At 49.8% G+C, this 18,674-nt stretch carries 14 protein-coding genes; 6 read left to right on the plus strand and 8 right to left on the minus strand.

What is annotated here, in order from left to right:
• Positions 1 to 94: 94 nt before the first annotated feature.
• Entirely contained in the window at positions 95 to 763 is a 669-nt protein-coding gene (locus IEX02_RS17975) for an N-acetylmuramoyl-L-alanine amidase (protein WP_188698457.1), read from the plus strand.
• Between the two features lie 103 nt (positions 764 to 866).
• Here the strand turns inward: IEX02_RS17975 and IEX02_RS17980 are convergent, their stop codons facing one another.
• The 6 genes from IEX02_RS17980 to IEX02_RS18005 all read right to left on the minus strand — a co-directional run bounded on the left by IEX02_RS17980 (position 867) and on the right by IEX02_RS18005 (position 10,384).
• Positions 867 to 3,050: a carbohydrate-binding protein gene (locus tag IEX02_RS17980; RefSeq protein WP_188698460.1), complete on the minus strand. Its 2,184-nt coding sequence runs from the start codon at positions 3,048 to 3,050 to the stop codon at positions 867 to 869.
• A 226-nt stretch (positions 3,051 to 3,276) separates the two neighbouring features.
• A complete protein-coding gene (locus tag IEX02_RS17985) occupies positions 3,277 to 5,841 on the minus strand; it encodes a TonB-dependent receptor (RefSeq protein ID WP_188698463.1) in 2,565 nt (854 codons plus the stop codon).
• Between the two features lie 111 nt (positions 5,842 to 5,952).
• Complete coding sequence (locus IEX02_RS17990) at positions 5,953 to 7,548, minus strand: glycoside hydrolase family 3 protein (RefSeq protein WP_188698466.1); 1,596 nt, start codon at positions 7,546 to 7,548, stop codon at positions 5,953 to 5,955.
• A gap of 11 nt (positions 7,549 to 7,559) precedes the next feature.
• Positions 7,560 to 8,348, minus strand: a complete 789-nt coding sequence (locus IEX02_RS17995; RefSeq protein WP_188698469.1) for an ATP-binding cassette domain-containing protein — start codon at positions 8,346 to 8,348, stop codon at positions 7,560 to 7,562.
• The gene (locus tag IEX02_RS18000; protein ID WP_188698472.1) at positions 8,341 to 9,315 is read right to left on the minus strand and encodes an ABC transporter permease; all 975 of its coding nucleotides are present in this window, start codon (positions 9,313 to 9,315) and stop codon (positions 8,341 to 8,343) included. Before IEX02_RS18000 ends, IEX02_RS17995 begins: the two co-directional genes overlap by 8 nt.
• A gap of 1 nt (position 9,316) precedes the next feature.
• Positions 9,317 to 10,384: a substrate-binding domain-containing protein gene (locus IEX02_RS18005; RefSeq protein WP_188698474.1), complete on the minus strand. Its 1,068-nt coding sequence runs from the start codon at positions 10,382 to 10,384 to the stop codon at positions 9,317 to 9,319.
• A gap of 160 nt (positions 10,385 to 10,544) precedes the next feature.
• On the opposite strand from IEX02_RS18005, the gene IEX02_RS18010 reads away from it, so the two are divergent.
• Positions 10,545 to 11,732: an ROK family transcriptional regulator gene (locus IEX02_RS18010; protein WP_188698477.1), complete on the plus strand. Its 1,188-nt coding sequence runs from the start codon at positions 10,545 to 10,547 to the stop codon at positions 11,730 to 11,732.
• 82 nt (positions 11,733 to 11,814) lie between these two features.
• Here the strand turns inward: IEX02_RS18010 and IEX02_RS18015 are convergent, their stop codons facing one another.
• The gene (locus IEX02_RS18015; protein ID WP_188698480.1) at positions 11,815 to 13,857 is read right to left on the minus strand and encodes a S9 family peptidase; all 2,043 of its coding nucleotides are present in this window, start codon (positions 13,855 to 13,857) and stop codon (positions 11,815 to 11,817) included.
• A gap of 204 nt (positions 13,858 to 14,061) precedes the next feature.
• On the opposite strand from IEX02_RS18015, the gene IEX02_RS18020 reads away from it, so the two are divergent.
• Genes IEX02_RS18020 through smrA form a run of 4 tightly spaced genes read left to right on the plus strand, consistent with a single transcriptional unit; the run spans position 14,062 to position 18,028 of the window.
• On the plus strand, positions 14,062 to 15,204 hold the full coding sequence (locus tag IEX02_RS18020) for a paraquat-inducible protein A (protein ID WP_188698483.1): 1,143 nt from the start codon (positions 14,062 to 14,064) through the stop codon (positions 15,202 to 15,204).
• Complete coding sequence (gene pqiB / locus IEX02_RS18025; protein ID WP_188698486.1) at positions 15,194 to 16,846, plus strand: intermembrane transport protein PqiB; 1,653 nt, start codon at positions 15,194 to 15,196, stop codon at positions 16,844 to 16,846. Before IEX02_RS18020 ends, pqiB begins: the two co-directional genes overlap by 11 nt.
• Positions 16,846 to 17,406, plus strand: a complete 561-nt coding sequence (locus tag IEX02_RS18030; RefSeq protein ID WP_188698489.1) for a PqiC family protein — start codon at positions 16,846 to 16,848, stop codon at positions 17,404 to 17,406. Before pqiB ends, IEX02_RS18030 begins: the two co-directional genes overlap by 1 nt.
• A gap of 40 nt (positions 17,407 to 17,446) precedes the next feature.
• Positions 17,447 to 18,028, plus strand: a complete 582-nt coding sequence (gene smrA, locus IEX02_RS18035) for a DNA endonuclease SmrA (protein ID WP_188698492.1) — start codon at positions 17,447 to 17,449, stop codon at positions 18,026 to 18,028.
• On the opposite strand, the gene IEX02_RS18040 is transcribed toward smrA, so the two are convergent.
• Positions 18,000 to 18,149 (minus strand): hypothetical protein, encoded by a 150-nt coding sequence (locus IEX02_RS18040; RefSeq protein ID WP_188698495.1) that lies wholly within the window; start codon positions 18,147 to 18,149, stop codon positions 18,000 to 18,002. The two genes, smrA and IEX02_RS18040, sit on opposite strands and share 29 nt — an antisense overlap.
• Positions 18,150 to 18,674: the final 525 nt, after the last annotated feature.

The raw sequence follows: 18,674 nt of genomic DNA on the forward strand, positions 1-18,674 counted from the left end.
GCATAGTGACAGCACTATGCGCTTTGCTTATTGTTACCCATGTATCTTATCAACGCTGGCACAATAAGGAATGTAGAGTGTTCTGGAGAAGTATATGAAAAAGCTATTGTTAAGTGTCCTGGCACTGGGCTTGTCGGCTTGTGGACAGCAACAAGCACAGATAGACATCGTTCAAAAGCCAATTGTTTTTGATCAACAGCGTAAAGACCTCACCTTGCAGTATATGCAAGAGCGTTACGGTATAGTTCAGGATGAGCCCACTATCACCCCCACCATGGTCGTGGTGCACTGGACCGTCATTCCTACCCTGGAAAAAACCTTTGACGCATTCAATCCCGCCGTCTTGCCCTCCCACCGGGACGGCATCAAAGCCGGCGGTGCGCTCAATGTATCCAGCCAGTTTGTAATAGACAGAGACGGTACTATCTATCAGTTTATGCCGGAAACCACCATGGCCCGCCATGTGATAGGCCTGAACTACACCGCCATTGGGATTGAAAATATCGCGGACGGCAAAACGTTGCCGATGACAGATGCCCAGTTAGAGGCTAACGCGACATTGATTGAGTACCTGGCGGGCAAATACCCCATCGACTATGTGATAGGTCACAGCGAATATCAGCAGTTTAAAGGGACTGAATTGTGGAAGGAGAAGGACGATAACTATCTGACCCACAAGACCGATCCTGATCTTGCTTTTATGCATAAGCTGCGCGACAGATTGTCAGGTTTGAATCTCAAGCCGCTGCCAGAAAATAAATAAACCAGCCAGGACGAGAGGGCCAGTCCCGGCCGGTTTCACCTATCGTTTAAGCATTATTCGGTCAAAGTAAGCACCGGGGAAGTGTTCCCGCTGCTTACTTGCCTTAGCTGCATGGGCCTATAACTTTCCAAGGATCTCCGGCGGTTGGCAGATTATTCTGCGACCACCACTTGGCTTCGTAGATCACACCGTTATAGGTTGCCTGCATCCCACCGGTATATACTGCCCCAGAGTCCCATGCCGCCGGACAACTTGGCCCACTTGAACCCACTTTGAAGCTTACCACCAGTGAGTGCGCGGCATTCAGATTCGTGAAGGTGTAACTTGAGGCCGCCGCCACAGCAACGCCATCTACCAAAATAGTATCAACGGTGTAGCCACTATCCGGCACAAAGCTAAGGGTAAAATCCTGGCCGCCTTGGGCGCTAATAACGCCGCCCACCGGAGCGGGACTGATAGCACCGTTGCCGCCGGAAACACTGGCACTGATATCAAAGAACACCGGATTATCAGTGGTGATATCGCTGAAGTTACCGGATACCCCACTAAAGTTGGCGGCACTCAGATCGGTTATCAGGGTATTTTTCAGCACCAATTGTTTGTTATTCCCCCCCGCGGCCGCAGGTGTCAAAGACAGCACAGTATCCGCCCCATTCTGGGTAAGCTGCAATTGGCTAAAGCTGTATTGGAATACCCCCAGGCTGATCTCGGTTTTATCCGGGAAGAAGGTGTCTACTGTGACCACCATATTCCAACCCCAGGTCTGCCACCCCAACGAAACAACATAGCCCAGACGGTCAAAGCTGCCGGTCATATTGTCAAACATATCGACATGCAAATCTGTCAGACCCAGTCCCGGCATTTCCACATAACTATAGATACCGCCATCTGCGGCCTGCACGCCGACAAACAGCGAGCCGTTGCTTTCATAAGCTTTGAGGTGTTTAAAGCCTATACCCGCCGTACCACGGATCTTATCTACCGCCGGGTTAAAATTATTGGCTACCTGGGTGCCGCTCCAGGCCATAGTGTAAACCTTGGACTGCACAATCACGGCCGAGGTATTGGCGTTCACCTGCGCCGCTGTTACGCCTTTTATCAGCACTGACTGAGAAGAGAAAGACAACAAGGCCCCATCAACAGTATCCGAGACCACCAAATTAGACAGTGGCGCCGGGTCGGCCCAGTCACGTAGAATGATTAAATCTTCCCCAACAGTGAAATCGTTCACCGTCACTGCAGAGTTAGACTGTTCATTAAGCAGAATGGTGTCTACGCCGCCCCCCGTTATCACTACGTCGTTACCCCACCCCGCAGACAGGGTTTCATCATAGCTGGATCCCTCAATGGTCTCGGTCGCCGGGGTATCAAATAAGGTGTTGTAACCACCAAATTTATGCACGTACTTAGTGATACAGGTACCCAGTTCATCACAGGTAATTTGGTCGTTAGTCAGCAGCGCGCCTGTGCCCCAGGCACCACGCAGGTGAGCGGCGGCCAGCAGGCCTGACATGGTGGCCTGAACCTGAATCGGGTTACCGTTTTCATCGGTATCCGGCCAGCTTTTTGCCAGCGCCTGCGCCCAGGTCATATTGGCGTCTTCCAACAACTGGCTCATGACGTTGTAGTTAAAACGCATGGCATCGCGCATCACCAACTCCTGCTTCTCGGGAATGCGCAGATCGGCAAAGGAATTGATGCCATTTTTACCAATAAAAGTGCCTTGCCAGTTATTCAACGATGTGGCCACCACCTTATTGCCACCAGAGCCCACCACCTCGACCAGGGCTTCGGTCTGACAGCCAATCCAGTTGCTGTCATCCACGAAGATATAGAAACTGTCGTACTCAACACCGTTAACTACTTTGGTCACCGGGCTGTAGTAACCAGTATCAATCAGCAGCGCTTCACCTAACTGATAGCCCACAAAGCCCCAGGCATTTAACGAGTTGTACTGCATATTGCGGTACATTTGCGCGTCGTAGGGCGTTTGAGGATTGTAAAAGCCATCCACCCCTAACTTGGTGAAAAATTCATTGATGGTGGTTGGCTCAGGGATCATACTGCCTGTGGTACAGTCTCGCACCATCTGGCCCGGCGCTGATACTTGCGCATAGGTATAAACAGGGTTGTTTAAATTCTGCAGATAGAAATCTGCCAGATTGGGGTTAATACCTGACTCAAAGTTACGTAATGCATCCAGGAAGTCCTGAATGCCACCATTGTTGGCTTGCGCGCTGACAGATACCGCACAACAGGCGGCCAGCAAAGACAATCTCAATTTCATATCCGATCCTCTGGTTAGTGATGGTATGAGACCGACAGCTACAGCATCTCAGTGGGTAAGTTGACCGTCCTTTCCAAAAGCACGAAGCCGCCAAACACTGGATTAGGGTTACTAGTGCAAAAGCCTGCAGCACTTTCTTCTGCGCTTAGGCAAAATTGCTCTCAAAAAAGAAAATGGTCAGTGAAACAAAAGAGAGGTGAGTCTGATGACTCACCTCTGCAAGTGGTTACATTTTGAAACTTGCGCCAACAAAGTAACGCGCACCAAATTGGTCAACTGAATGCATATATCCATAATCGGGACGGTATATTTGTCTTACTTCGTTAAACAAATTCACACCTTCCAGAGAGATATCAATCTGGTCTGTCACATGCCATACCAAAGATGCATCCACAGAGTTAAAAGGTTCTGCCATGCCAGCTTGGCTGTTATATACCTGACGCCATTCATCGCGTGCGTTATAGGCTATGCGAGCACTGATGATGTCGTTTTCATAATAAGCTGAAAGGTTATAAGAATTCTCCGAAACGCCGTACAAAGGCCCTTTTCCTGTGTTTACGCTATTCAGCTCACTGTCTGTGTAGGTATAGTTAGCAACGAAGCCAAACCCGTTGCCAAGATCCTGTTGATATTGCAATTCAATACCATTAACTTTGGCATCGCCTGCATTCCTATAGCGCGTTACCAGGCATCCTTCACACCCTTGAATTGATTCTAGCTCTTCGGTCGTCTCAATATAGTCACTAATATCTTTCTTAAAATATGTTGCACTAATAATTGATGACTCATTGAAATACCATTCCAATCCCAAGTCATATTGATTAGATTTGTATGGTTCTATATCTGGGTTACCAATGCTTGCGGTCTTTTGATGCACCTCAATCTTGCTGGCCATTTTCATTTGTTCATATTGTGGCCTTGAAACAGATTTACTGGCGGCAAAACGCAATAGCAAATCATCCTGAAGATCATAAACAAAGTTCAAACTTGGCAGAAAGTTCGTATAACTTGTATCTTGACTCAGGGTTAAATTATTGGAACTTACTTCAGTATCAACCCAACGAAAGCCGATATTCCCACGGTAGTTTTCACCTTCGAAATTACCCTTTAGGTAAGCTGAAGTGATGTCTTCGTTAATAACAAAGTACTTATCAATTGACATGGCGCTTTTATTCGCTTCGCCATAAGCAAGTACCCTATCATCAATTACAGCAAAATCTGTCAGGGTGTCAGCACCTGATACTTCACTTAAAATTCCGGTAACCGTACCACCATTGAAATCATTCATATTGATTCCATCGGCTTCAGCTTTGGCAAGCAGCCCGTCGTGCATATTTTCTTGCCACGCACTGAATTTTTGCTCCTGGTATTTCACTCCTGATTCAATGCTGGTTAAACCAAAGGCATCTAGATGATATTTATGGTCCAACTGATAGTAATCAATTTTATGGTCTCTCACGTTGTTCAGATAAGTGAACTCCATAAAGAGATTCATAGCATCATGATCAAGTAATACTTCGGGATGATCAGGTTTGAACTTATGCACATCCCGAATATCCCAGCTAACACCAGCCTTATCTTTATTTACCGTGTCCGCGAACCATACACTAGATTGTTTACCTCGGGATTTGGCTTTTGAACGCCCAACCACCCCGGACAGCTCCCAATTTTCAGCCTCATAGTCCATGGTCAGGTTAGTTACATCCGACACCATATTCGGCGTCCTAACAACGGTATTGTTGAATAAAGGCACAGAATAACCATCAAGATCTCGGGTTCTGCTGTGGGCAGCTACCAACACCCCCTGGTCGTTATACACTTCGCTATCCGCGTCAATAATTCCGTTAACGTGCATAAAATTGAAAATAGCGGTATTGACGTGTGGGTTATCTAGTTCAAATCGGTTGTAGTCAGCAGAGAAAAGTAATTTGTCTGTTGCCTGAAACTGCAGGGACACTTGTGAGCTGGTCCTTTCGCGTTTCTCATCAAACAGAATGCTGGCAAAACCAAGTGGCACGGTTGGATGATCCCCTTCAGTATTTGGGACTTCAGGAAGATCGCCGCCAGTCCATGGTATGGCACCACCAAAAGTACTCTGGGTTTCCCTTGCTACATTGTTTTTCTCGATAGAATGCGCAACCAGCAAACCAAAGCGTTCGTCATCATCTTTCCAGCTAACCAAACCCGAAAGACTAGGCTCCCAGCCATCTGTGTTGGTATTGTGACTGGCTTCTACTGAACCAAACACGGTAAACGCATCCATCTCTAAAGGCTTACGGGTCTTCAGATTGATAGTGCCGCCCATCGCGCCTTCGTTAACCTGCGCTTCCGTGGACTTATATACATCCATTCCCGAAACTTGCTCAGCCGAGACCATTTCAAAGTTAAAACTACGCGTGAAAGGATCATTATCAAACCAACCAACGGTCGCGACATTTTGCCCGTTAAGCAGCAATAAACTGTGCTCGGGTGCTGTACCACGGATATTAACGCCGTCGACTTCCCCATAAGTTCTTGAAACCGTGACACCAGGTATACGTTGCAATGCATCACCGATATTTTTGTCAGGGAAATCGCCGATGTCCTCAGCCGACACGCTGTCTAAAACAGAATCGGACATGCGTTTGGTGGCCAGTGCCTGGGTCAGGCTACCGCGAATTCCGCGGACTTGGATAACTTCGGTATTGTCAGCACCCTGAGCGCCAGCAGCGGCAGTTTCTTGGGCAGTAACGGGTAAAGCACAGCAACCGGCCAGAATGGCCAGAGTCAGGCGGCTAAGTGATCTGTTCATGTTCCCTTTCCTCTCGTTTTAATTGCTATCTGGTGGTCAAACAATAAGTCATTTTGTTTTACTTATTATTTATCCATCATTTGGACTAATGTCAACCCTTTGTTAAAAAAGTTATTTTTTAGTTACTAAAAACTCAGCCAGAGCCTGGGCTGACACCCAGCGGCTTGAGTAAGTGCAGATACAACTTTGCACGTTGGGGAAATGTCGAAGCGGGTAATCCGGGCCCAGTATCAAAAGATGCAGATTGTCTGGATGCTGCTGAAGTAACTGCGTCAGTCTTTTCCCCTGCAGTGGGTCAAAATCTTCGCCGGGTAAAGGATAGTCTTCCCAAATAACGAAAATTGGCTTATCGGCAAAACGTTTATCCGGCGCGCTTAAAAATGCCTGTAGCTGAGAAAAGCTCACTGGATACAAATGAGGCATTGTTGTTTGCAAGGCCGTTTGCAGTTCAACACTGGCGGCTCTTGGATCGTTCGGTCCGATACCGCGGCTGTTAACCAACTTTTCTTGATTGGCCGGGTCAGCCAGCGGGATAAAGTAACAAGGCGCATCCGCACAGGGCATGGCCTGTTTTTGGCGAAGCCGCCTTATGGCTTTTGCTGCAGCTTGCAAAGACAAGGCGGCATCATAATCCCGCGACAGATCTACAGGTGGCTTTTGCAGCTTTACATAACGCATGGCAAGCACCTCTGCCAGACGGCTGTCTAACACGGACTCACTCAATCGTCCCTGTCGGACGGCCTCAATTACGCCATCCAGGGTGGCATTCTGTATGGCCTTATAGTCAGTGGTTTTATTCTCATAATGCTCTTCTGACAACATGATCAAGTGAGCGCCTGCAGTCAGTGTCATAACGACCGCATCTACGGGATCATACTGACGACGCATGGCCCACATATTCATGCTGTCGGTAATAATAATGCCCTTAAAGCCCATTTGCTGTTTTAGTAAGTCGGTCAAGATAGCGCGTGACAAGGTAGCTGGCTGTGATTTATCCAACTGCGGAAAACGTATATGGCTGGTCATCACCAACTCAACCCCGCTGTCTATCGCTGCCTGAAAGGGTGCGAGATCCTCATTGATTAACCGCTCAAGGGGCTTGTCGACCACAGGCAAGGTTTGATGACTGTCTTCTGCGGTATCACCATGGCCCGGGAAGTGTTTGGCACTGGCTACCACCCCACCTTGATGCAAGCCGTCAACCGCCGCTTTAACCTGACGACTGACGGCCTCGGGCCGTTCACCAAAACTGCGTTGTCCGATAATGGGATTATCGGGATTAGTATTCACGTCAGCACAAGGGCCAAGAATGCAGTTATACCCCAGGGCACCCACCTGGCGGGCAAACATCTGGTAAATTTCCCGGGTCAGGGTTTCGTCATCAGCAATGCCCAGTGCCAGGTTTCCTGGTCCCAGATCCAAATACTTAGTTAAAATTCCCCAAGCCCCTTCCTGATCCACCCCCAGCAATAAAGGGGCATCGCAAGCGCGTAAACTGGCCAGATGTTGCAAATGCATGGTCAGTTCTCTGGCCTGTTGCGGTGTGGCGGCATTGTCATCGGTCAGATAAAAACCACCAATATGACGCTCTCTGACCAGGTAGCTGGCGTATTCTTTGTCTTGACCAGCAAATGCCAGTACAAATAGCTGCCCTACCTTCTCTTCCACACTCATCGAATCGATAAGTTGTTTAATATTGCGCTGCATTCCTTTGCTCCCTATGCAGATTCAGCCAATTGCAAACCAGAGGCACCGGTTATCAGCGATACCAGATCGTTTTTGTCCACATCGGCAATCGCCACATCCGCACTGCAACGCCCCTGATAAAGCACCACGGCCCTGTCACAGGTATCCATCACATGCTGCATATTGTGGCTGATCAGCACCACGGCCACGCCCTGAGAGCTAATGAGCTTAATGAGTTCGTTAACCTGGGCACTTTGCTCAACCCCCAAGGCAGCGGTCGGTTCATCCATAATCACCACTTCCGCGCCCCAGCTTACCGCTCTGGCAATAGCCACCGCCTGGCGTTGTCCGCCCGACAGGTTAATGATCTTTTCATTTAAGCTAGGGATCCGGCTATTCAAGCGATTCAGGGATTTTTGGCTGCGCTTGGTCATGGCCTTAGTATCCAACCATCCCAACCAGCGCAGAATAGGGTTGGAGGCACGAATCTCTCTATTCAAAAAAAGGTTCTGCACCACATCGAATTCCGGCACGATAGCCAAGTCCTGAAACACAGTTTCAACCCCCGCGTTCCTAGCATCCATCGGGGAGCTAAACTTGACCGGCTTATCAGCAATCAGGATCTCACCTTCATCCGGTGGATGAATACCTGAGATACATCTGACCAGGGTCGATTTACCGGCCCCATTGTCGCCCAAAAGGCCCACTACCTCGCCTTTATTGACCTTAAAGTTCACGCCACGCAGGGCCTCAACGCCACCAAAACGTTTGGTAATGCCTTTTACTTCCAGAATGGTCTGGCTTAATGCATTTCTAACCATTTCGCGCCTCCCTGGCTCCGATAGCCACAGCAGTAATTAAAATAAGACCACGGGTGATCATTTGCTCATCGGTTGAAAAACCGGAAAGGATCAAACCGTTATTAATCATGCCCATCAACCATGAACCTATGACCGCACCAATGATACTGACCCGTCCGCCAAACAAGCTGGCCCCGCCAATAGCCACGGCGGCAATTACTGTGAGTAAATCGGCTTCGCCCAGGGTATAGCGGGCACCGGCTAAGCGGCCGGCATAGAGTAAGCCGGCCAGGGCGGCACATAAGGAACACACCACCAACGCCTTGATGCGCACATTCTCAATGCGAATCCCCATGGCCCGCGCGGCATCAGGACTACCGCCCACCGCCAGCAAGTGGCGTCCAAACACCAGTTTGTTCATTACCAGGTAGCCAATTAGCGCGAAGATCACCGTCCACCACAGCAAGCCGGGAATACCGAGAAACTCACCGTTTCCGAATAACGCCCTGAACATAGGGTCAATAACAGGAATAGACTCCAGGTTACTCACCTGCCGGGTAATACCGGTAATCACGCCCATAGTGCCTAAGGTGATAAGTAAAGAAGACACCCGCAATCGTTCAATCAGCAACCCATTAATCAGACCAACCAGCACGCCGGTCAGCAATGCGCCCGCTACGGCCAGCGGCATACCAACGTATTGCAGCAAAATCGCGCCCACAATGGCACTCAATGCCACCACCGAACCTATGGATAAATCTATATGACCCACCGCCAGCGCAAAGCTCAATCCCACCGCCATAATAGTAATGGGCGCGGTCTGACGGATGATGTTCATAAAGTTGTTAAGACTTAAAAAACCGGTGTCATTCAGAAACAGGGCAAAACCAGCCAATACAAGAATGAACATGTAGTAAATAAAGTACTGTCGCTTTAATAGCCTGGCACTCCAGTCATTGCGACCCAGTGCAGAAGAAGTGGTGGACATCTTAGTCTCCAAGAACAAGGTTGATAATGCGTGGAACGTCGGCCTGGTAAGCTTGTTGCCAAACGTCCTGAATATTGTCACGGGTCACCAGGTCAAAGGGCACCAGGGTGAAAAGCGGGGCCTGCTCACCGAGTTCGGCCAGCATGGCAATCCTGGCCATAGTGGCGCCTATTTCATAAGGCCGGTCGGCAACCGACGCCAGCATATTGCCGCGTTGTGCCATATCCAGCAGGTTATTCACGCCGAGATCATGCGACACCACTTTGACCTGTTCGAAGCCGTCACCACGCAGGGCTTCCACCACCCCTTCGGCGGCGGCATCCCAGGCAACGTAAATCACGTCAATATCCGGGTGCCTGAGCATCATGGCCGACGCAATGGCGCTGGTGTCTTGTTCTTTTACAAAGCCCTTACGCGCTACTACCTCAATAGCGGGATAATCATCCAGCGCTTTTAAAAAAGCCTGATCGCGGGTGTTGGTCACAAAGTAGTTCACGTCATGAAAGATCACGCCGATCTTGCCTTTCCCCTGCAGGTGTTGATTAACGGCCTGGGCCGCCAATTTGCCCATTCCTTGCATATCATCAGACACAATCCCGGCATAATCCTGGCCATGTATAAAACCAGGAATGGGATTACTCAGCAGCACCAACTGGCTGCCACTATCCACCGCTTTTTGTAAGCCAACCTTGGCGCTTATGCCATCGATCACCAAAGACAGCAGCATATCTGGCGCAAGCGCTTGAATATTCTCGATATCCGCCACTTGTTTAGCCGGATCGTATTGCGCATCGGTGGTTACCAGAACCTTTACCCCATAACGCTCAAATTCCTCTTTAGCGCCACGGTTTACCGCGCTAATCCAGGGACTTGCACCATGCCAGGCCATAGCGGCGGTAAGTTCTAACGCCTTCAAGCTGTCCTTTTGACTGGCATCGATAGCGATATCGGCCGCCTTAGCCGCCTCAGCCAACGCCCCGACAAAGTCCGTCTCGCCGCCGGTCTTGGCAATAACCGGTGCCGTCAGTAGCATCAGGCTACCCAGTAGTGGTAACAACCGCTTTCGCATTCACAACCCTATTACGTTAACTTTACATTTGAAGTTAGTGTAGAGGCCGCAAAACATATGTCAATCATTTTTACTTAAATACAAAAACCAGAAATAGTACTGGCAGGGGGTGGCATAATACGTACAATGATCGCGCTAAATAACACCCAGAGATCCTTAGTTGCAGGCTTCAAATTCCAAACAAAACAAAGCGTTAAATCTTAGGTTGGTGCTATCCCATATCGCCACTCTCAGCCCTATCTCACGGGCAGAGATAGCCAAGATCACCGGGCTGACCAAGCAAACCATCACCAATATGGTGGATGAGTTGCTGGCTGCCGAGCTCATTGCGGAGTTAGGAATAAAAAAGGAAGGTACGGTAGGAAAACCCTCGAAGATGCTGGCGTTGTCAGCCAAGGGGACTTACAGCCTCGGCTTTCGGGTATTTAGCGGCCATTGCCAGGTAGCGCTGTACAATCTGACCAACAGCAAACTGGGCGAAGTGCAAATTGAGCGCACCGAGCCACTGGAGCTGAGTTTGCAGCAAGCTGCACAAGCCTTATTAAGCAAGCACAAGGTCAGTAGCGAGGCATTACTTGGGGCAGGTTTAAGTTTTGTTGATCAGTTCGATGAACACTATGCCACTCATCAGGCCCGGCAAGCGTTTGCCCAGATACTGGCCAACAAGCTCAGCCTGCCTACCGTATTGGAGACCACCGCGGCGGCATGCGCCGCTTGTCATATGCTGCATGGCGAAGCCAAGGGCCTGACCAGTTTTGTTTATATCCATCTGGGCCTGCAAATTGAGTCGGCGGTGGTGCACAGTCGTCGTATTATGCTGGGTCACAATCAATTGACCGGCGCGCTGGGGGAGATTTTTGTCACGCCGGAAACCAGTGACAAAGATGCAGAACTTGGCAGACTAAATGATTTTGCCTCCTTAGATGCGCTGCGCCAACAAAGCCGGCAACCCAATATGGACTTAGCCGCCATTTCTGCCTTACTGGATGAACACCCGCAAATGGTAGACCGCTGGTTGGAGCTGGCTGCCGAGCCAATGCGTATCGCCATTCATATGCTGGAGTCGGTGCTAAACAGCCAGACCATTATTTTTGGCGGTGACATTACCCCTGAATTACTGGATTTGTTGATCGCGCGTTTGCGCCCATTGATCCCGTCTATTGCCCAACATGGCGAGCGCGACGTGCCCAGAATGCTCAAAACCCCCAATGTACAGGATATTGCCATTAGCGGCGTCGCCACCCTGCCCTTGCACAGCGCGCTGGATATGGCGCAACCTTACGCTGCCTATCTGCCACAAATGTCTGCGCTCTCTGCCAAGCAGGCTTTGTTGTTTATGAGTCACTAAGGCCGGCCATCTCCGGCCTCAAAACGTAATTTTTATAAAAGCGCGGCGGGCAGAGCGCTAGCGGCGCCCTGCCCTGTCAGGCTTAATTAGCCTGAGACTTTTTATAACGCTCAAACCAGGCCAGGGTATGCTCGATTTTAGCGATCATTCTGGACGGCTTACCGGCAATACCATGGGGAGCGCCAGGTACCCGAACCAATACCGTATCCACCTTCTGTAGCTTTAGCGCCTGATAATATTGCTCTGACTCTGAAATAGGTGTGCGCCTATCGGCTTCTCCAGTCAATATCAAGGCGGGTGTCTTTACATTACCGACTAGCGACAAAGGGGAGCGCTGCCAGTAATGTTCAAGGTTGTCCCAGGGCATACCAGGAAACTGGTTACGGATCTGACCAAGGTAGCTGTCTGCGGTCAGAACCTTACTCACCCAGTTAATCACCGGCTTGGTAATAGCCGCGGCGTTAAATCTGTCGGTCAAGCCAATGGCGTAGGCCGTGGCAATACCACCCGCCGAACCACCAGCAATAAACAGGTTATTCGGGTCAATAAAGCCCTTGGCTATCATGGCATCCACACCGGAATTGTGATCGGCAAAGTCTTCTTTTGAGCTGTACTTTCCATCCAGCAACATGGCAAAGCGTTCACCGTAAGAAGTACTGCCACGGTGATTATCATAAAACACCACATAACCTTCTGCTGCGTAGCGTTGCAGCTCTGCAGCGAAATGCGGGCCATAGGCCAAATGCGGGCCGCCGTGGATCTCCAGCAACAGAGGATACTTTTTGGCCGGATCGAAATTGGGCGGGGTGATATACCAGCCCTGAATTTTCTCGCCATCAAAGGAAGAGGCATACTCAATCTCATGCACTTGGCCTAACGCCTTATGGGCAAGCAGGTCTTCATTAAGGGCGGTTAGTTGACGTGTTTTTCCTTTATACAGATACCCCACATCCGCAGGGCGCTGAGGATTCGCACTGGTAAAGGCAATGGCGCCGTTATCAGCCACGCTGTATTTACCACTAATATAGGGCCGCCCCAAACTGGTACCGGACAGTTTGTCGGTTAACGGCTTGAGCTTGCCTGATAAGCTCAGTTCAGCCAGTTTACGTTTTCCTCTGTCATCATACTGCACCACTAACTGACGGCTGGCTTGCCATGTCAGGGCATCCACAGAACGGTCTAATTCTTTTGTGAGCACTTTGCTATCTTTACTGTCCCATTTCATCAGCGCCACGCGACTGGTGTGATAAGGCATAGGTTCATTGTCTTCCTGCAGATAGGCCAGGTACTTACCATCGGCACTGAAGCTGGGCTGGCTTTCACTGCCAGGCGCTTGTGTCAGTGAGGTCAGCTTACCTGTTTGCACTTCCACCTGATGCAAGTCAGACTCACCGGTTTGGTATTCCCACTGCGCGTTGAAATTGGCTGAAAAGACAATGGATTTACCGTCAGGATGCCAAGCCAAGGGGCCTTGATGCTGAAAATCGCCGTGGGTCAGCTGTCTGGGCGTGCCACCGGTGGCCGGCAACACAAAAATCTGCTTAAACACAGGCTCAAGCAAACCACGTCCATCCGCCTGGTAACGCACTTTATCAACAATGATAGGCTCATCCGCCCACTTAGCCCCTTTGGGCTTAGTCAGGCGCTTAACCGATTTAGCATAGTCGGATTTACCCTGTGGAACATCCATGGTAAAGGCCAGCCATTGCCCATCCGGAGACCAGCTTAGGTTACTTATCCCCCGCTGCAACTGCGTCAGCAGCGCACTTTTGCCCTCTTCCAGCCAATATAAATGCAATTGGCGGCTGCCACTGGCATCTGATACATAGGCCAGACGACTGCCATCGGGAGACCAACGCGGTTGGGTATAACTGTGCCCGTCAGCCAGCAGCGGCAGATTACGATTACTGTCCAGATCGTAAAGCCACAGGCTGTGACGATTCCCATCGGTCATAATGTCATAGCCACTGCGCACATAAGCGATTTGCTCGCCATCACGACTTATCTGCACATCGCTGGCATATTCCAGGGCAAAAATATCCTCTGCACTAAAGTGGTTGTCCTTAGCCATAGCGCTGCTTGCCAAGAGCACAGACCCGGCTAACAAGGTGGTTTTTATCGTCATATTTGGTATTCCACTGATTGCGTTTTAGCTACCTTAAAAACAAAAACTTCAGCGAACAAGCCTGCTCAGGATTAACCCAACACATTTCACGCCCGACAGCCTGCACGAGCCCGGCGACAAATCTATACAATTCTTGGGCTTGCAGATCTTATCTCAGGGTGATTACACTGCTCCCATGCCCGCAATAAAACAGCTAATCAACTAATGCCTGCCACTCAGTCTGTTCGGTGTCATGAATGCGATCTTAAGGTTCAGATCCCGATTCTGGCGCACCGGCAAAAAGCCGTCTGCCCCCGCTGCGGTTATCTGCTGAGCCAATACCGTTATCTGGCGTTGGACAAGGTGTTGGCCTTTAGCCTGGCCGGATTGTTTTTCCTGCTGGCCTCTCTGCCTTTTGATTTTATGATATTTGATGTGCGTGGTCAGTTTCAGACCATGAGTATGCCACTGAGTATCACTACCCTGGTGGAACAGGACTATCTTATGCTGGCCGTGATACAGATCCTGGCCATTTACGTGATACCAGGTTGTATACTCATCGGCTTGGCTTATCTTGCTATCTTTATTCGCAACGGACGATATCCACCGCGCGGTGCCTGGGTAAAGAAGTTGGTGTTTACCCTGCTACCCTGGAGTATGGCCGAAATCTTTCTCATCGGCGCACTGATAAGCCTTATCAAGATGCAGTCCATCGCCGAGATTGAGCTTGGCATGTCGTTCTACGCTTATATGCTGTTTACCCTTTGTCTGGTGACCGTGTTTTTATATCTGGATGAGTTTCAACTCACCAACCGTCTCAGGGAACTGGGGGAAGACCGTTGGCAGGCTGCCAAACGCACGCCCCCTTCCCGGCGTAAGACAGTGCAGCGCACCTGGGCATTATTGATTGCCTCGGTTATTTTATACATACCCGCGAACCTGTTTCCCATTATGACCACTATGTTGCTGGGCCAGGAAGAGCCCAACACCATTCTGGGAGGAGTAATTACCTTATGGCGGGGCGGTTCTTATCCTATCGCCCTGATTATTTTTGTTGCCAGTTTGCTGATTCCCATTGCCAAACTCCTGGTGTTAGCCTGGTTGAATTACAGTATACAAACCAATAGCCCTGGCCTTAGAAACTGGCGCACCAGGTTGTACCGGATCACGGATTTTATCGGTCGCTGGTCGATGATCGACGTATTCGTCGTGGCCATACTGGTCAGTCTGGTACAACTGGGCAATACCATGGCAGTGTATCCGGGACCTGCAGCGCTGGCATTTTCAGCCGTAGTGTTACTCACTATGTTGGCCGCCAACAGCTTTGATGCAAGATTGATTTGGAACCACAAACAAGATGACAGATAACACTGAACTCACTCAGGCCCGTGTTGAACCGGTAACCAGCTGGTCAAAGGTGTGGCTGATCCCGCTGATTGCTCTGGGGGTCGGAGTATGGATGGTCTACCATCAGCTCAGCCAGCAGGGACCGATGATCCAAATTGAATTTCGCTCCGCCGAAGGGCTAGAGCCAGGAAAAACCAAAATTCGAGCACGGGATGTCGAAGTAGGACTGGTTAAAGAAATTACCCTGGGCAAGGATCTCAGCAGTGTGTTGGTTACTGCCAGAATGACAGCCGATGCGGCTCCCCTGCTGACACAAGATGCTAACTTTTGGGTTGTACGACCCAAAGTCAGTCTAAGCGGTATCAGCGGCCTTTCCACGTTGTTGTCGGGGGCTTACATTAAGCTAGAACCAGGCAATAGCAGCGAAAGTGCGGTCCAGTTCAACGGACTGGATACCCCGCCGCTCACGCCAGCTGGCGCACCGGGGTTACATCTGACCTTATCCAGTGGACAGGATTTTGCCTACGCCGCAGGCGACCCTATCCTCTACAAAGGCATGGAAGTGGGCAAGATCGACCATGTGCATTTCAATGTTGCTGAGCGCACCGTCTATTACAATGCCTTTATTCAGGCACCTTATGACAAGCTGATCACCACCCATACCCGATTCTGGAATATCAGCGGCATTAAGATGGATCTCAGCGCCGAGGGAGTCAGTGTGCAGTCTGGCACCTTCCAGACACTTCTGACCAGTGGGGTCACCTTTGGTATCCCGGAACATCTGCCACAAGGCGAGGTTGTTAATGAGCGTACCTATTTTAAGGTTTACCCTGACTACGCCCAGGCCACCACGCCAGACTTTAAATTCAGCCAAGAGTTTCTGCTGCTATTTAAGGATTCGGTCAAAGGTCTCTACGCCGGCGCGCCAGTCACCTACCGGGGATTAAATATTGGTAAGGTGCTGGCCGTGAATCTACCTATTGGCTCCGCCCAGGCGTATTTGGATACCCATTATCAAATCCCGGTGCTTATCGCCCTGTACCCCGGACAAATTGGTCTTAGCGACGACATACAAGGTCGAGAGCTTTTGACTGAACAAATGGATGCGTGGATCCAAAATGGTCTGCGCGCGGCTCTTGGCAATGGCAACCTGCTAACCGGGAAACAATTAGTCGAATTGTCTTATACCCCGACGTTACAATCCGAGATCCAACTGGCCAGCCTCAGGGAGTACCGGGTTATTCCTACGGTTTCCGGCGAGCTGTCACAGCTGACCGAGAAATTTTCCGCCCTGCTGGATAAGTTCAATGCCCTGCCTTTGCAGGACATGAGCAGTAATCTTAATGATGTATTAGCCAGCAGCGCTCAGACCATGCAAGAGCTGCAAGTGACTTTGCAGGGAATGCAGTCCATGCTTGGCGACGTAAAGGATAAGCAGTTAATCGGTCAGCTAAGTGCAACCCTGGCCAGTGTAGAAAAGCTGGCGCGAGATTTCTCACAAGGCTCGAGTACGCAAGGAGATATCCAGCAAACCCTGCAACAAATTCAACGTACCCTGCAGCAAAGCCAGCCGCTGTTACAACAACTGAATCAGTCCCCTAACAGCCTGATCTTTTCCGGACAAGGCCCAGAGCCCCAGCCTAAGGCTCAAGGAGCGCAATAATGCGAATATTTACCTCAGTTATCACTTTACTAGCGCTTACTGCCTGTAGCAGTGCACCACCGCCGTTGCAGTATTATTTACTGGACTCCCCCGGCATAAAGTCTGCCGAGAATACGCCGCTGAAAAGGCAGATTCGTGTAGAGGTGCTGCCGCTGCCTGAATATCTGCAACAAGATGGTTTGGTTATGCGTATGGCCGACGGTTCATTACATGTCTCCCGTCAGCACCTCTGGGCCCAGGGACTGCAACAAAGTATGCCGCAGGTGTTGGTGGATGCCCTGAACCATACCCAATCAGGGCATTTCCTGATCATGACGGAGCCAGGCGCAGAGCGTGCTGAAGAACGTTTGGTGGTGCAGATACGTCACCTGCTGATTGATCAGCAGCAGGGTGCATTGCTAAACGCACAGTACTGGTTATTGGATAAGCAAGGCCAAGTTCAGTCTCAAGGCAGCTTTACGGATAATCAGCAACTTGACCAGGACGGTTATCCTCACGCCGTTGAGAAATTGCAGCAATTACTTAATCATCTCGCTGCACGGATCCAGACATCGCTTTAGGCCGTATAGTAGATAATGGCCGCATGATGGGGAGAGTAGTATGCAAGACAACCAACTGAACAATGATTTTATGCAGGCTATGAGCGATGTTACGCCCCTAGCCCAGGACAATAAGGTGGTTAATCTTGCGCCCAGCAACACTACGCTGGCACAGCAGTTGAAACGCCAAGCCTTGGAAAAACAGTTACTGCAAGACGCCAATTACCTGAGCGTGGAAAAAGTGGATCCCCTCGATCCCTATGATTTTCTGGATTATAAGAAAGACGGCGTCCAGGAGGGAGTGCATAAGAAATTACGCTTAGGGCAATATCAGCTTGATGAGATCCTGAATCTGCAAATGCAACGTATTGAATCTGCCCGGCACACACTGTTTGACAGTTTGATGCAAGCGCATCGTCGCGGCCTTCGTACCCTGCTGATACAGCATGGCATCGGCTTACATAGCAAACCTTTTCCAGCGTTACTGAAAAGCTATGTGAATCAGTGGCTAAGGCAAATTCCGCAAGTACTGGCTTTTCATACGGCGCAAAAACACCATGGCGGCCTGGCAGCCACCTACGTACTATTAAAGAAAAGCGAGCAACAGCGTCTGGTTAATCGTGAACGTCACCAGAAACGCTAGACTCATGCTGCGCCTTAAAGGCTGCAGCATCGGCTCTGGCACCGAAAAATGCCGTGATAACCATAATAATCACCACAAACACGACCCCTGCCAGACCAAAACCTCTCGATGAGCGATTCATAAACTGTCTCTGTTATTATTTTTGCCGTCTACAAATCCCTGCTCGACTCTCTCTCCCTCCGGCATGTCCGTATCTGCCCAATCGGCAGCTAAGAGAGCCAGGTTTCGAAACCGTATTACAACTCATAACACTTAGTTACGAAACGGTACAAATACTAAACACAGTTTATTTATTTAACAACAGCTTAGCTAAAAAAATGTCAATTTTTTGGCGAAAAAGGCATTTTTCCCTACCCAAACCTAGCGGATTAGATCATTTCTCGGAATTTCCTCTATAGATCAAGGCCAGATCATTTCACCTTTTTATATCTTTGTACGGCAAGCTGATCCGAAAATCTCGCAGGATAAAATTGGCGAATGGCGGGCAAAGAATATCAGGCAGTCAAACGAGCTGTGCCAATTGATTAAATGCCGGTGGATAAAAAACAAGCAAAAAAAAGCGGACCAGAAGGTCTAATGCCAGTCAGTTAAGCTGACTGGCATTTTTCTTTGTGGGGTATTTATTGGGTTTTCTCCTGACCACCCG

The organism is Bowmanella pacifica, assembly GCF_014645355.1.
In the GTDB taxonomy this organism is placed as follows: Bacteria; Pseudomonadota; Gammaproteobacteria; order Enterobacterales; family Alteromonadaceae; genus Bowmanella; species Bowmanella pacifica.